Below are 14752 nucleotides of genomic sequence, written 5' to 3' on the forward strand. Positions count from 1 at the left end.
CCTCGTGGTGTCTCCTCAGCGTGCGCGGCCCCCGGTCGAGCCGCGCATCACCAGCTCCGGCTGGAACATGAACTCCCCGCGCTGGGCGGCGTTCCCGCCGACCTCCTCCAGCAGGGCGTCCACGGCGGCGGTGGCCATCGCCTCCACCGGCTGGCGCACGGTGGTCAGCGGCGGCTCGGTGAAAGCTATCAGCGGCGAGTCGTCGAAGCCGACCACCGAGACGTCCTGCGGCACCGCCAGGCCCCGCTGACGGACCGCCCGGATCGCGCCCAGCGCCATCATGTCGCTGCCGCAGACGATCGCCGTGCAGCCCTTGTCCAGCAGCGCCCCGGCCGCCGCGTGCCCGCCCTCGACGCTGAACAGCGTGTGCCGGACGAGCTCCTCGGCCTCCTCCGGGGTGTGCCCGAGCACCTCCCGCAGGGCCGCCGTGAAGCCCTCGATCTTGCGCAGCACCGGCACGTACCGGCGCTGCCCGACGGCCAGTCCGATCCGCTCGTGGCCGAGTTCGGCCAGGTGCTGGACGGCCATCCACATCGCGGCCCGGTCGTCCGGCGAGATGAACGGCGCGTCGATCTTCTCGCTGTAGCCGTTGATCAGCACGAACGGCACGCCGCGCCCGGCCAGCCGGGCGTAGCGGTCGTGGTCGGCGGTGCTGTCGGCGTGCAGTCCGGAGACGAAGACGATGCCCGCCACGCCCCGGTCGACCAGCATCTCGACCAGTTCGTCCTCGGTGGAGCCGCCCGGGGTCTGGGTGCAGAGCACCGGTGTGTAGCCGTGCCGGCTCAGCGCCTGCTCGATCACCTGGGCCAGCGCCGGGAAGATCGGGTTGCTCAGTTCCGGGGTGATCAGCCCGATCAGCCCGGCACTGCGCTGGCGCAGCCGGGTCGGCCGCTCGTAGCCGAGCACGTCCAGCGCCGCCAGCACGGTCTGCCGGGTGGCGGCGGAGACGTTCGCCTTGCCGTTGAGCACGCGGGAGACGGTGGCCTCACTGACCCCCGCCTGCGCCGCGATGTCTGAGAGTCGCGCCGTAGTCACGGTCCCAGAGCCTATTGCAACCACGTCAGACCGCCCACCAGTCGGTGCTGTCCGCGGCCAGCACCGCCTCGCCGTCGACGACCAGGGGGTCGGCGCCGGCGGAGGTCAGCAGCAGCCGGCCGGGCGCCGGTATCGCGACCGGGGCGCCGGTGGTGTTGACGGTGCAGACGAAGGAGCCGCGGCGGAACACCAGGGTGCCCTCCGGGCTCTCCAGCCACTCGACCTCCCGGCCGCCGCCGAGGTCGGCGGTGTTCCGGCGCAGGGCCAGCGCGGAGCGGTACAGCTCCAGGGTGGAGGTCGGGTCGCCGGTCTGCGCCTCGACGCTGAGCGCGGCCCACTCGGCGGGCTGCGGCAGCCAGGACGGGCCGCCGGCGTCCGGGCCGAAGCCGTACGGGGCCTCGGCGCCGGACCACGGGATCGGGACCCGGCAGCCGTCGCGGTAGCCGTCCTGGCCGGCCTGGCGGAAGAACGACGGGTCCTGGCGGACCTCGTCGGGCAGGTCGGTGACGTCCGGCAGGCCGAGCTCCTCGCCCTGGTAGACGTAGGCGGATCCGGGCAGGGCGAGCATCAGCAGGGTCGCGGCGCGGGCGCGGCGCAGGCCGAGCGCGCGGTCGCCGGGGGTGCGGATCTGGGTGCCGAGTCCGGGCGGGTTGGCGAACCGGGTGGCGTGCCGGGTGACGTCGTGGTTGGACAGCACCCAGGTGGTGGGGGCGTCGACCGGGCGCATCGAGTCGAGCGAGAGGTCGATCACCGCGCGCAGCTCGGCGGCGTCCCAGGAGGTGCCCAGGTACTGGAAGTTGAAGGCCTGGTGCAGCTCGTCGGGGCGGACGTAGTTGGCGGTGCGCTCGACGGTCGGGGTCCAGGCCTCGGCGACGCCGATCCGCTGCCCCGGGTACTCGTCGAGGATCCTGCGCCAGCTGCGGTAGATCTCGTGCACGCCGTCCTGGTCGAAGAACGGCATGACGTCGTTGCCGAGCAGCTTGAGCTGGTCGCCGCCGCCGAGGTCGGGCAGGCCGGGGGCCTTGACCAGGCCGTGGGCGACGTCGATCCGGAAGCCGTCGACGCCCATGTCCAGCCAGAACCGCAGGATCGAGCGGAACTCGTCGGCGACGGCCGGACTGTCCCAGTCGAAGTCCGGCTGCTCGGGGGCGAACAGGTGCAGGTACCAGTCGCCCGGGGTGCCGTCCGGGTTCTCGGTGCGGGTCCAGGCCGGGCCGCCGAAGATGGACTCCCAGTCGTTGGGCGGCAGTTCGCCGTTCTCGCCCTTGCCGGGGCGGAAGTGGTAGCGCTCGCGCAGCGGGGAGCCGGGCCCCTCGCGCAGGGCGCGCTGGAACCACTCGTGCTGGTCGGAGGAGTGGTTCGGGACGAGGTCCACGATGATCCGCAGGCCCAGCGCGTGGGCGTCGCGGATCAGCGCGTCGGCGTCCAGCAGGGTGCCGAACATCGGGTCCACCGCCCGGTAGTCGGCCACGTCGTAGCCGGCGTCGGCCTGCGGGGAGGCGTAGAACGGCGAGAGCCAGACGGCGTCCACGCCGAGGTCGCGCAGGTAGGGCAGACGGCTGCGGATGCCGGGCAGGTCGCCCATGCCGTCGCCGTTGGAGTCGGCGAAACTGCGCGGGTACACCTGGTAGATGACCGCGTCCCGCCACCAGCCTCTGTCCGCGCCGGCACCCGCCTCGTGAGCGGTGGCGTCGGCGGCGGGCCGGGAGGTGTCGGCCAGGTTCTGGGTCATGGACGGTATCCCTTGGGACTAGGAGGCGGAGCGGTCGGTACGTGGGGGCGTCGGCCGGTCAGGACTTCGAGGCCCCGGCGGTCAGCCCGGTCACCAGGTGACGCTGCACCAGGTAGAAGAGGACCGAGGAGGGGATCGCGATCAGCACCGCGGTGGCGGCCATCAGGTTCCACTGGGCGTCGTGCTCGCTGACGAAGGTCTGCAGGCCCACGGCCAGCGTGTACTTGTCGGAGCTGAGCATGAAGGTGGAGGCGAAGGCGACCTCGGCCCAGGCGGTGAGGAAGGAGTAGAAGGCGGCGACGGCCAGGCCCGGGCGGGCGAGCGGCAGCACCAGCCGCCAGAAGGTGCCGAACGGGGAGAGCCCGTCGACCCGGCCGGCCTCGTCGATCTCGACCGGGATGGTGTCGAAGTAGCCCTTCAGCAGCCAGCCGCAGTAGGGCACGGTGGTGGTCGAGTAGACCAGGATCAGGCCGAGGTAGCTGTCCAGCAGGCCGAGCCGGGAGAGAATCGTGTACATCGGCACGATCAGCACCGCGATCGGGAACATCTGGGTGACCAGCAGCGACCACATCAGCGGCCGGTGCCCGGGGAAGCGCATCCGGGAGACCGCGTAGCCGGTGGAGGCGGCGATCATCACGCCGAACACGGTGGTGACGCCGGAGACCAGGAAGGCGTTGCCGAACCAGGTCGTGAAGTCGGTGTCGAACAGCACCGTGCGGTAGTTGGAGAAGGTGATCTTGTCGAGGATCGCGCCGGGGTGCAGGTAGTCGGTCTTGTCCGGGCCGAGCGAGACGTAGAGGATCCACGCCACCGGGAACAGGGCGACCAGGCTGGCCAGGACCAGCGCGCCGTGCATCAGGGTCTTGGCGAGCGGGCCGCTCTCGCCCCGGCCCCGGATCTTGGCGGGCCGGGCGGCGGGGACCGCGGTACGGGCTGCGGCGCGGGGGTGGGTCGGTCGGTGGTGGTGCTCATCGGGGTGCCTCCTTCGTGGTCGTGCGGTCGCCGGGTCAGCCGTTCGCGCGCTCGTTGCGGGCGAGCCAGCGGCGGTAGAAGCCGGTGAAGACGATCAGGATGGAGAGCAGGATCACGCCGTAGGCGGCGGACTGCGCGTAGTCCCGGGGCTGCTGGCCGAAGCCGAGCCGGTAGGCCCAGGTGACCAGCAGCTGGGCGTCCGGCGCACCGTTGGCGCCGAACAGCAGGAAGATCACGGCGAACTGGTTGAACGTCCAGATCACCCCGAGCAGGACGACGGTCGAGGAGACGGTGCGCAGCCCGGGCAGGGTGACGTGGCGGAACCGCTGCCAGGCGGTGGCGCCGTCCATCTCGGCGGCCTCGTACAGCTCGGCCGGGATCGACTGGAGCCCGCCGAGCAGCGAGATCATCATGAACGGCACGCCGACCCAGGTGTTGACCAGGACGGCGGCGGCCTTCTGGGCGAGCGGGTCGTCCAGCCAGCCGGGCTCGGGCAGGTGCAGCGCGGAGAGCAGGCCGTTGACGGCGCCGCCGTCGGCGAGCATCAGCCGCCACGAGAAGACGGTGACGAAGGTCGGCACGGCCCAGGGCAGGATGAGCAGCATCCGGTAGACGGCGCGGCCGCGGAGCTTCTGGTTGAGCAGCAGGGCGAGGCCGAGGCCGATGGTGTAGTGCAGACCGACGCAGAGGGCGGTCCAGGAGATGGTCCAGACGAAGTGCGACCAGAACCGGTCGTAGGAGCCGGGACCCCAGAGGATGTCGGCGTAGTTGTCGAGGCCGACGAACCGGTAGGTCGCCGGGATCTCGTTGACGCCGATCTTCCTGGCCGCGTTGAGGCTGTTGGCGTCGGTGAGGGTGAGCCAGAGTCCCTCGGCGAGCGGGTAGAGCACCAGGACGCCGAGGACGAGCACGACCGGTGCGATCATCGCGTAGGCGTACCAGTGCTTGGCGTACGAGCGCTTGAGGCGCTCCATCAGGCCCGGACGCGGATCGCGCTGCCGGCTGCCCTGGCCGGTGGCGCCCTGCACGGCGACTGACATTTTCGACACCTTCTCGGGGAGGTCCGCCGCCTCGCTTCGGCGACTGCTGCTACGGGTCCGGCCGCCCGGCCCGCCGGGGGTCGGCGGGCCGGACGGCTGCGGTGGATCGACTACTTGGTGAAGCCCGGGAGGAGCTTGGCGTAGTCGGTGGCGACGGTGTTCAGACCGTCCTGGGTCGAGGTGCCCTGGACGACCTTGCCGAGGTTGGTGCCCAGCGAGGCGAACAGCGAGCTGTACTCGGGCAGTTCGGGGCGCGGCTTGGCGCTCGACAGCACCGACTGGAAGCCGGCGATACCGGGGTCGGCCTTGACCTCGGGGGTGAAGGCGTCGTCGCGGGTCGGCAGGGTGGAGTTCTTCTGCGCGATGAACGCCTGGCTCTCGGCCGAGGTCATGTAGGCGGCGAACTTCTCGGCGGCGGCCTTGTGGGCCTGGTCGGCACCGGCGTAGACGGAGATGTTGTGGCCGCCGGTCGGGGCGCCGCCCTTGCCGGCCGAGCCGCCCGGGACGGGGGCGATGCCGAGGTTGGCCTTGTCGGCGAAGGCCGAGCCCTTGTAGATGTTGGTGATCTCCCAGGGACCCTGGACGATCGCCGCGACCTTGCCGCTGTTGAAGGCGTCCATCATGTGCGCGTAGGCGTCGGTGGTGACGTCGGCCTTGGCGGTGCCGGGCGCGGTGAACAGCGACTTGTAGGTCTCGATCGCCTTGACGGCCTCGGGACCGGCGACGGTGATCTTCTTGCCCTTGGCGTCGACGGTGTCGGTGCCCTCGCCGAACAGGAACGGCATCGCGTAGTAGCCGTCGGCGGCCTTCAGCCAGAAGCCGTCCACGCCGGCCTTGTCCTTCACCGTGGCGGCGACGGTCTTCAGCTCGTCCCAGGTGGTGGGGGCGGCGGTGATGCCGGCCTTGGCGAAGATCTCCTTGTTGTACAGCAGGCCGAGGGTGTCGGTGACCAGCGGCACGCCGTAGAGCTTGCCCTGGTAGGTGGCCTGCTGGATCAGGCTGGGCTGGAACTTGGCGGAGTCGGCGGCGGCCGGGGTGCCGTCCAGCGGCTCCAGGTAGCCGGCCTTGGCGAAGGCGGCGGTCCAGCCGACCTCGGAGCGGAACACGTCCGGAGCGCCCTTGGCCCCCATGGCGGTCTGGAGCTTGTTCTGCGCCTGGTCGAACGGCACGTTGACGAAGTCGACCTTGACGTTCGGGTTGGCCGCCTCGAACTTCTTGACGAGCTCCTGGTAGTTCGGCGCCTCGTTGGTGGCGTTCGAGGTGTCCCAGTAGGTGAGAGTGACCGGCCCGTCGGCCTTGCCGTCCGAGCTGGAGCCGCTGCTGCCACAGGCAGCCATCGAGACCGCGAGGGCCACAACGAGGGCAGAGGCCGCGATGCCACGCCGCATGAGAACTCCTTGGAGGGTGGGGGTGCCCGAAATAGTGGGAGACAGGCGCATAATGGCTGCCTTGCCTCGCGCCGACCGCACCGTTGCTGCCGCCGGGCTCGGAAGGAAGTTAACAGCGGGGCAACAGTCGCGGAAACCCCTTGCAGCAAGTTTCTGCAAGAAGCCGCGATCGTTACACCCGCGTGTCCTTCACGTTGCCGCACGGTAGTTGACAGGCAAGGAAGTTGTGGCGCTTTGTCCGGTTCGCCCCGGTCGACAGTCGCCGCCGGGGCCACCCTCCGTGGTGAAAGGCGCTTGCAGCGCCCCCGTCAGCCCCCCGTCAGTCCGCGGTGCCGAGCCGGAACACCGTGGTCGAACGGAACTCCTCGCCCGGCCGCAGCACGGTGCTCGGGAAGTCCGGGTGGTGCGGGGAGTCCGGGAAGTGCTGGGTCTCCAGCGCGACCCCGGAGAACGGCCCGTACGGCACCCCGCTCGCGCCGCTGACCGCGCCGCGGAAGCCGTTGGCCGTGTAGACCTGGATCCCCGGCTCGGTGGTCAGCACCTCCAGGGTCCGCCCGCTGACCGGGTCCTCCAGCCGCGCGGCCCGGGCCGGGGCGCCGTCCGCCGGGCGGGGGCGCAGCACCCAGTTGTGGTCGTAGCCGCCCGTGCCGGTCAGCTGTGGGTGCTCGTCGTGCACGGACTTGCCGATCGGCCGGGCGGAGGTGAAGTCGAAGGGCGTGCCGGCCACCGGTTCGATCCGCCCGTACGGGATCTGCCGCGCGTCGGCGGGGGTGTACCCGTCGGCGTCCAGGGTGAGCAGATGGCCGAGGACGTCCCCGGAGCCCTCGCCGCCCAGGTTGAAGTAGGCGTGGTTGGTGAGGTTGACCACGGTCGGCGCGGCGGTCACCGCGTGGTAGCGGATCGCCAGCTCACCGGCGGCGTCGAGGGTGTAGTCGACGGTGACGTCCAGCGCGCCGGGGAAGCCCTGGTCGCCGTCCGGGCTGTGCAGCCGCAGCCGGACGCCGCCGGGCAGCTCCTCGGCCGCCCACATCCGGTTGGCGAAGCCGTCCGGGCCGCCGTGCAGGGTGACCCCGCCACCGGTCGGGGCGAGCGGGTGCTCCTCGCCGTCGAGGCCGACCCGGCTGTCGGCGATCCGGTTGGCGTACCGGCCGACCACGGTGCCGTAGTGCCGGGCCGGGCCGAGGATGTCGGCGATCCGGTCGCTGGAGAGCAGCACCTGGGCGGGGCGGCCCTCCCGGTCGGGGCCGACCAGGGTGTGCAGGGTGGCGCCGAGGGTGAGCACGCTCGCCTCGTACGGGCCGGCCCGCAGCGTCCACCGCTCGATCGCGGAGCCCGCGCCCGAGGGGTCCAGGGGCTCGCGCCGCACGCTGGTGGTCCGCGACCCGTTCGCCGGGGGCGTCGCCATGGCCTGCTCCTCACTGGCGGGCCACGGGGTGCGTGCCCACCCTTGACCGGGGTACCGCCCGGACTCCGTACCGGCCCGGGTCGGCATCAAGCCTAGTCAGCCCCGGGGTTGGCAGGGCGCTCATCGGGTCCGCGCGCGCCGCCGGGTCGGCGCCCGGCGTTCCAGGGCCGTCGGGGCCGTCGGGGCCGTCGGGGCCGTCAGGGCCCGATCCGTCCCGGCCGGGAACCGTCGGAAGCGGTCGACACCCGGCCGGGAACCGTCGGAAGCGGTCGACACCCGGCCGGGAACCGTCGGAAGCGGTCGACACCCGGCCGGGAACCGTCAGAACCGGTCGGGCCGTTCCGACCGCTCGTGCCGCTCCGACCGCTCTTACCGCTCGGGAAGCTCCGGCCCCGCCCGGAGCTCCGGGAGCGCCGACGGCTCCGGAAGTGCCGGGGGCTCCGCCGGGTCCGAGCCGTCGCGCGGCTCCGGGGTCCACGGCTCGACCGTCCGCTGCTCCGGCACCAGGCCGAGAGCCGCGGCCAGACCGTCGGGCCCGCTGCCCGCCTTGCGGTAGACCGCGGCCAGCCGCCGGTTCACCAGACTGAGCGGCAGCGCCAGCCGGTCGGCGATCCGCTGCGGCGACACACCCCGGACGGCCAGCTCGGCGACGTCCCACTCGGGCTGGCTGAGTGTCTCCCGCACGTCGCCCAGCCGGTTCGGCCGCAGACCGTAGTTGGCCAGCTCGCGCCGGGCCCGGTCGACCAGCCCGTCCGCGGCGCAGTGCTGGGCCAGCTCGATGCCCTGGTACAGGTACTCCTGGGCGTCCTCCAGCCGGCCGACCCGGCGCAGCGCGGCACCGAGGTCGACCAGCGCCACGGCGTGCTCGTAACCGGCCGGCGACTGGCCGAGGTGCGCCACCGCCCGCTCCAGCAGCTCGACCGCCTGCTGGCCGTCCTCGATCTGGGCGTACAGCCGCAGCGCCGTCCCGATCGCCGAGGCGGTGCCGAACCGCTCCGCGTCGGCGACCGAGCGGCGGGCGTAGTCGCGGGCCCGCTCGGGCTCGTCCTCGGCGAGCGCGATGGCCAGGTGCGCCGCCCAGGGCGCCCAGACGGTGTTGTGCCAGCCCCTGATGTCCAGCTGCGCGCCGGCCTCGGTGAGCGCCGCCGCCGCACCGGCGGGCCGCCCGACGGCGAGCAGCAGCTTGCCGTACAGCGAGGCGGCGTCCGGCAGCACCATCGCGGTCGCGTGGTACGGCGGGTGGAAGCCGAAGTCGAGGGCGAGTTCCCAGGCCTCCTGGCTGCGGCCGCGGGCGATCAGGGTGTCGATCAGTACGCCGACCGCGTCCCAGGCCAGCGGCAGCTTGGAGCCGATCCGCTCGGAGAGCCGCAGCGCGCGGCGCAGGAAGTCCTCGGCCTCGGCCAGCAGACCGCGCCGGAACCGGGCCAGGCCCATCAGGAAGTAGGCGAAGCCCCGGTGGGCGCCGGACCAGCCCGCCACCTCGAACTGGACGATGGCGTCCGAGAACAGCCGCTCGGCCTGGGCGATCCGGTCGTTGTAGGTGTAGGAGAGGCCGAGCGTGGCGGGCAGCTCGAAGCCCCAGATGTTGTCGGTCCAGCCGAGCCCCTTCGGCAGCCGTCCGTTATCCAGCACGTCGTCCGCGTGCCGCAGCACCTCGGCCGAGGGCGCGCCGCTCAGGGTGAGGTCCCAGGCTCGCAGCGCCAGCACCGCCCGGTCGGCGGCCTCGCGCCCGGTGAGGCTGTCGCACAGGTCGCCCAGCCGGGCGGAGCGGGCCGGCCCGTTCTCCTCGGACTTCCGGAAGGCGTGCCACATGAACGACGCGGCCTCCAGCCGCAGCCGGCCCGCCGGGTCCCCGTAGGTGTGCTCGGCCTCCTGCTGGCAGACCAGGGCGGCCTGACGCAGCTCGCCGCTGTGCGCCAGCACCTAGGAGAGCCGGAACGTGGCGTCCACCCGGAGCGAGGGGCGCAGCGGTCCCTCTTCCGGGTCGAGCGCGAGCTTCAGCTGGTTGACGGTGGCGACCGGGTCGGTCAGCAGCGCCGAGCAGCCCAGCTCGTAGAGCACCTCGGCGCGGTCCTGGTCGTCCGGCGGTTCGGCGAGCGCGCGGTGCAGGCAGCGCTGGGCGGCCTCGGGCGCGCCGATCAGCAGGTGTTCGGAGGCGGCCCGGCGGAGCTTGCGCACGGTGCGGTCGTCGCCCTCGCCCGCGAAGGTCTCCACCAGGTGGCGGGAGGCGGCGAGCAGGCCGAGCCCGGCGTTCTCGATCTCGGCGGCGGCCACGCCGTGCATGCCGGTGCGGGTGGCCTCGGGCATGGTGTTGTAGATCGAGCTGGCGATCAGCGGGTGGACGAACTCGAGGTTGCCGTTCGGCGTGACGGTCAGGACGCGCTGCTTGCGCAGTTCCTTGACGGACTCGCGGGCGCCCTCGGTGGACTGGGCGGAGATCCGGGTGGCGAGGTCGGGCCGGATGTCGGTGCCGAGCATCGCGGCGGCCCAGGCGAACCGCAGGGTGGCGGCGCCGAGCCGGTCCAGCCAGGACTTGAGGGTCATCCCGGTGGCGTCGACGGCGAGTTCGCGGAGCTGGAGCGAGTTCTCCTCGACCGGGTCGAGCTCCTGGTCGCGGACCTGGTCGAGCAGGGCGACGGCCTCGAACGGATTGCCGTTGACGACGTTCCAGAACTCGTAGCAGAAGGCGTCCTCGGCCCGGTCGCCCAGTTCGGCGCGGATGATGTCGGTGACGGCGACCAGCGAGAGCCGGCTCAGCTCGTGCCGGCGGGTGGCCAGCGAGGCGACGGCGCGGTGGTGGTCCTGGGACTCCTGTTGCCAGTCGGCGGTGTCGTCGCGGTAGGCGAACACCAGCAGCACCGGAAGTTCGCGCGCCCGGACGGCGAACTGCGCCAGCCAGCTGAGGGATTCGAGGTCGGCCCAGTGCAGGTCGTCGACGAGCATCACCAGCGGGGCACGGCGCGGGGCCAGCTGGGTGAGGACGAAGTCCAGGCCGTCCCGGACACCCTGCGGGTCGAGGCGGCGGGCGCCCTTCCTGGGCTGCTTGAGGCCCATGGCCGGTCCGACGACCTCCTCCCAGGTACCCATCACCTGGCGGAACTCGCCGGCGGCGAGGCCGCCCAGCACCGGCTGGAGGAGCTGGCGCAGCACGTGGTAGGGCTCGTTGAACTGGCGCTCGCCGCCACGGGCGAAGAGCACGGTGGCGTTGGGGCGCAGCTTGGCGATCCGGCGGACCTCGTGCAGCAGGCTGGTCTTGCCGATGCCGGGCCGGCCGGAGAAGGTGAGGAGTTCGCCGATCTCGGTGCCGCCGGCCGCGAAGTCGCGGCAGAGCTTGTCCACCGCCGCCTCGGCGGAGCGGAGTTCGGCGTCGCGGTCGCGCAACCTGACCCGGTTGGGGGCGCCTTCCGCCTCCCGCGCGCCGGTCGTCGCCTCCGCTCGGAATTCGCTGTGCCGCTCGGTCACCGTCGCGCCTCCGCCTCGCCGTTCCCTGCTCGTGGAGCCGAGAGTAGCGCCGCCGGGGGTGTGGTGGAGCGCATTCACGCAGGCGGGGGCCGAGATCGAGGGTTCGGCAAGCTTGCCGAGGGCAATTGCCCTATATCCCTAACGTCGGATCATTGCATCGGATACTCTACGGCCCGCAGGCCAAGTTGATCATGTCGTGCCAATCCGTCACCAACCGGCCGCGCAACCCCAACTCCCCCACCGACAGCAGTAATACCTTAGCCTCCCCCACCCTCCGCAGCTCCGGGAGTCCGATGTCTGACGACGCATCACTTCAGATTCCGTTCCCGTACCGTCGCAGTGCCCACGGGCCGTACGCCACCGAACTGCACCGCGCCTGGCTCACCCGCCACCCGCTGCTGGCCGACCCGACCCACCCGTCCTACGCGCACTGGGAGGTCGTCGACCTCGCCGCCCTCGGCTACCCCGACGCCGGGCCGGACGAACTCGCCCTGGCCGCCGACCTGATGGGCTTCTACTTCCTGTTCGACGACCAGTTCGACGGACCGCTCGGCCGCCGCCCCGCCGAGGTCGCCCCCCTCTGCGACCGGCTGGTGGCCGTCCTGCACGGCGCCCGGCCCGACCGGGACTCGCCCGTGGAGACCGCGTTCGCCGACCTCTGGGAACGCAGCGTCCAGGGCATGCCGGCCCGCTGGCAGGCGCGCGCCGCGTACAACTGGGAGTACTACCTGGCCAGTCACCCCGCCGAGGCGGCCGGCCGGATAAGCCCGCGCCCTCCCGACCGGGCCGGCTACCAGGTGCTGCGGCGCGGCACCGCCGCGATGGAGAGCATCTTCGACATGGTCGAGCGGCTCGGCCACTTCGAGGTCCCGCCGGCCGTCCTGCACCACCCGGTGCTGCGTCAGATCCGCCAGCTCGCCGCCGACATCCCCTCCCTCACCAACGACGTCCGGTCGTTCCCGCTGGAGGCCCCGCGCGGCGACGTCAACAACCTGGTGATGATCGTCCAGCGGGAGCGGGACTGCTCGGCCGAGTCGGCCTGCGCGGTGGTGATGGCCGAGGCCCAGCTGATGGCCGAGCGGTGCCGCGAGCTGTACGAGCGGCTGCCCGACGTGTACCGGGAGCTGGGACTGGCCCGGGTCGAGCGGATCGTCGCCCAGCGCTACGCCGACGGCCTGGTCACCTGGCTGGCCGGCTACCTGAGCTGGGAGCGCCGCACCGGCCGCTACCAGGAGGCCTGACGGCGACTCGCCCGCTCCCCTCCCGGTGCGCCTCGCCGCCGGAACCGCCCGCCGCCGGCGTCCGGCGGGCGAGGGCCGGCGGCGGAAGCGCGACGGCCGGAATGCGCCACCCTCCGTGGACGGGCGCCGTACGGACCGTAGCCGAACCGACCGCCCGCCGGTTAGGGTGCTGCTCGGCGGGCGGCCCCGGAGCGGGGCGCGCCCGACCCGCGTGTGTGTCCGTACCCTCCGCCGGGCCGCCCTGCACGGCCCGGCGCACCGCCCGGCCCACGCGCCGGTGCGGCGCCCCGACAGCGCGAGGAGGCACCAGAGCATGCCGGTCTACCAGCCCCCCGGACAGCCCGGATCCATCGTCGAGTACCGCCCCCGCTACGAGCACTGGATCGGCGGCCGGTGGACGCCGCCGGTCCTCGGCCAGTACTTCGAGAACCCCAGCCCGGTCACCGGCGAGGTCTTCACCGAGGTCGCCCGCGGCACCGCCGAGGACATCGAGGCCGCCCTCGACGCCGCCCACGCCGCCGCCCCGGCCTGGGGCCGCACCCCGCCCGCCGAACGCGCCCAGGTCCTGCTGCGGATCGCCGACCGGATCGAGCAGAACCTCGAACGGCTCGCCGTCGCGGAGAGCTGGGAGAACGGCAAGCCGGTCCGCGAGACCCTGGGCGCCGACCTGCCGCTCGCGGTCGACCACCTGCGCTACTTCGCCGGCGCGCTGCGCGCCCAGGAGGGCGGCCTGTCCCAACTGGACGAGGACACGGTGGCGTACCACTTCCACGAGCCGCTGGGCGTGGTCGGCCAGATCATCCCGTGGAACTTCCCGATCCTGATGGCGGTCTGGAAGCTCGCCCCGGCGCTCGCGGCGGGCAACGCCGTCGTGCTGAAGCCCGCCGAGCAGACCCCGGCCTCCGTCCTGCTGCTGGTCGAACTGACCGCCGACCTGCTGCCGCCGGGCGTGCTCAACGTGGTCAACGGCTACGGTCTGGAGGCCGGCCGGCCGCTGGCCTCCAGCGACCGGATCCGGAAGATCGCCTTCACCGGCGAGACCACCACCGGCCGGCTGATCGCGCAGTACGCGAGCGGGAACCTCATCCCGGTCTCGCTGGAACTGGGCGGCAAGAGCCCCAACCTGTTCTTCGCCGACGTCGCCGCCGAGCGGGACGCCTTCTACGACAAGACGGTCGAGGGCTTCGCGATGTTCGCCCTCAACCAGGGCGAGGTGTGCACCTGTCCGAGCCGGGCGCTGATCGAGTCCTCGATCTACGACCGGCTGCTCGCGGACGGCCTGGAGCGGGTCCGTTCGATGCGCCAGGGCAATCCGCTCGACACCGAGACCCAGGTCGGCGCGCAGGCCAGCGACGAGCAGCTGCGCAAGATCCTCTCCTACATCGAGATCGGCCAGGCCGAGGGCGCCAAGGTGCTGGCCGGCGGCGAACGGGCCGACCTCGGGGGCGCGCTGGCCGGCGGGTACTACGTGACGCCGACCGTCTTCGAGGGTGTCAACGGGATGCGGATCTTCCAGGAGGAGATCTTCGGCCCCGTCGTCGCGGTCACCCGCTTCGAGGACTTCGACGACGCGATAGCGCTCGCCAACGACACCCTCTACGGGCTCGGCGCCGGCGTCTGGACCCGCAACGGCACCACCGCCCACCGGGCGGGCCGCGCCATCCAGGCGGGCCGGGTCTGGACCAACTGCTTCCACGCCTATCCGGCCCACGCGGCCTTCGGCGGCTACAAGAACTCGGGGATCGGCCGGGAGGGCCACAAGGCCGTCCTGGAGCACTACCAGCAGATCAAGAACCTCCTGGTCAGCTACTCCTCGCAGGCCCTGGGCCTGTTCTGACCGACCGGCCCCGCAGCGGCCCCGCACCGGCGACGGGGCGGGGGCGGGTGACGGGGCGGGTGCGGGTGCCGGAACGACGGAGCGGGAATGCGGAGTGGGAAGTCGGTCCGGCCGACTTCCCACTCCGTACGCCACTCCCCGTGGCCCGGTCTCGGGGACCCCTGAGGGCAAATCACCCGTATCGGGATGTAAGCACATGAATCACCGGAAATCCCCGACGCGCCGCCGACATGCGCGGCGTGTCCCGTCCGACGCCCTAAACAGGAGTCCCCACCGCTTCGACTCCTGGGAGACCGGATGGCCATCGCCACCGCCAAACTGACCGACCCGACCGTGCGCGCCGCCGTCACCGCGATCAACGCGGGCGACCGGCAGGCGTTCCTCGACCTGCTCACCCCCGACGCCACGATGTCCGACGACGGCTCCGACCGCGACCTCCAGGACTGGATCGACCGGGAGATCTTCACCGTGCGCGGCCACATGGAGGTCCGCTCCGAGTCCGACGGCGGCCGGGCGCTGGTCGCCGACTTCCGCAACGAGACCTGGGGCGAGATGCGCACCGCCTGGCGCTTCACCGTCGAGCACGGCCGGATCGGCCGCTTCGAGACCGGCCAGGCCTGACCTCCGGCTCCCCGTCACC

General features: G+C 72.4%; 11 protein-coding genes. 3 read left to right on the top strand and 8 right to left on the bottom strand.

The features are described 5' to 3' along the window. Nucleotides 1-15: 15 nt before the first annotated feature. The 8 genes from BLU95_RS08405 to BLU95_RS43890 form a co-directional block, all read right to left on the bottom strand. The gene (locus BLU95_RS08405) at nucleotides 16-1035 is read right to left on the bottom strand and encodes a LacI family DNA-binding transcriptional regulator (protein ID WP_173862018.1); all 1020 of its coding nucleotides are present in this window, start codon (nucleotides 1033-1035) and stop codon (nucleotides 16-18) included. Between the two features lie 25 nt (nucleotides 1036-1060). Beyond that, nucleotides 1061-2767 carry a glycoside hydrolase family 13 protein gene (locus BLU95_RS08410; RefSeq protein ID WP_093859439.1) on the bottom strand — a complete coding sequence of 569 codons (1707 nt, stop codon included), beginning with the start codon at nucleotides 2765-2767 and terminating at the stop codon, nucleotides 1061-1063. A 58-nt stretch (nucleotides 2768-2825) separates the two neighbouring features. Then, a complete protein-coding gene (locus BLU95_RS08415) occupies nucleotides 2826-3623 on the bottom strand; it encodes a sugar ABC transporter permease (RefSeq protein WP_093859440.1) in 798 nt (265 codons plus the stop codon). A 151-nt stretch (nucleotides 3624-3774) separates the two neighbouring features. Continuing rightward, on the bottom strand, nucleotides 3775-4779 hold the full coding sequence (locus BLU95_RS08420) for a carbohydrate ABC transporter permease (RefSeq protein WP_093859441.1): 1005 nt from the start codon (nucleotides 4777-4779) through the stop codon (nucleotides 3775-3777). Nucleotides 4780-4889: 110 nt separating this feature from the next. Continuing rightward, a complete protein-coding gene (locus BLU95_RS08425; RefSeq protein WP_093859442.1) occupies nucleotides 4890-6167 on the bottom strand; it encodes an extracellular solute-binding protein in 1278 nt (425 codons plus the stop codon). A 319-nt stretch (nucleotides 6168-6486) separates the two neighbouring features. Beyond that, nucleotides 6487-7572, bottom strand: a complete 1086-nt coding sequence (locus BLU95_RS08430; protein WP_093859443.1) for an aldose epimerase family protein — start codon at nucleotides 7570-7572, stop codon at nucleotides 6487-6489. Nucleotides 7573-7941: 369 nt separating this feature from the next. Continuing rightward, entirely contained in the window at nucleotides 7942-9495 is a 1554-nt protein-coding gene (locus BLU95_RS43885) for a hypothetical protein (protein ID WP_231978414.1), read from the bottom strand. Next, entirely contained in the window at nucleotides 9496-11034 is a 1539-nt protein-coding gene (locus BLU95_RS43890; RefSeq protein WP_231978416.1) for an ATP-binding protein, read from the bottom strand. Between the two features lie 293 nt (nucleotides 11035-11327). On the opposite strand from BLU95_RS43890, the gene BLU95_RS08440 reads away from it, so the two are divergent. The 3 genes from BLU95_RS08440 to BLU95_RS08450 all read left to right on the top strand — a co-directional run bounded on the left by BLU95_RS08440 (nucleotide 11328) and on the right by BLU95_RS08450 (nucleotide 14733). Next, the gene (locus BLU95_RS08440) at nucleotides 11328-12275 is read left to right on the top strand and encodes a terpene synthase family protein (protein WP_093859444.1); all 948 of its coding nucleotides are present in this window, start codon (nucleotides 11328-11330) and stop codon (nucleotides 12273-12275) included. 313 nt (nucleotides 12276-12588) lie between these two features. Continuing rightward, the gene (gene exaC / locus BLU95_RS08445; protein ID WP_093859445.1) at nucleotides 12589-14112 is read left to right on the top strand and encodes an acetaldehyde dehydrogenase ExaC; all 1524 of its coding nucleotides are present in this window, start codon (nucleotides 12589-12591) and stop codon (nucleotides 14110-14112) included. Between the two features lie 297 nt (nucleotides 14113-14409). Continuing rightward, nucleotides 14410-14733 carry a nuclear transport factor 2-like protein gene (locus tag BLU95_RS08450; protein ID WP_093859446.1) on the top strand — a complete coding sequence of 108 codons (324 nt, stop codon included), beginning with the start codon at nucleotides 14410-14412 and terminating at the stop codon, nucleotides 14731-14733. Nucleotides 14734-14752 lie beyond the last annotated feature (19 nt).

Source organism: Streptomyces sp. TLI_053 (assembly GCF_900105395.1).
GTDB lineage: Bacteria > Actinomycetota > Actinomycetes > Streptomycetales > Streptomycetaceae > Kitasatospora.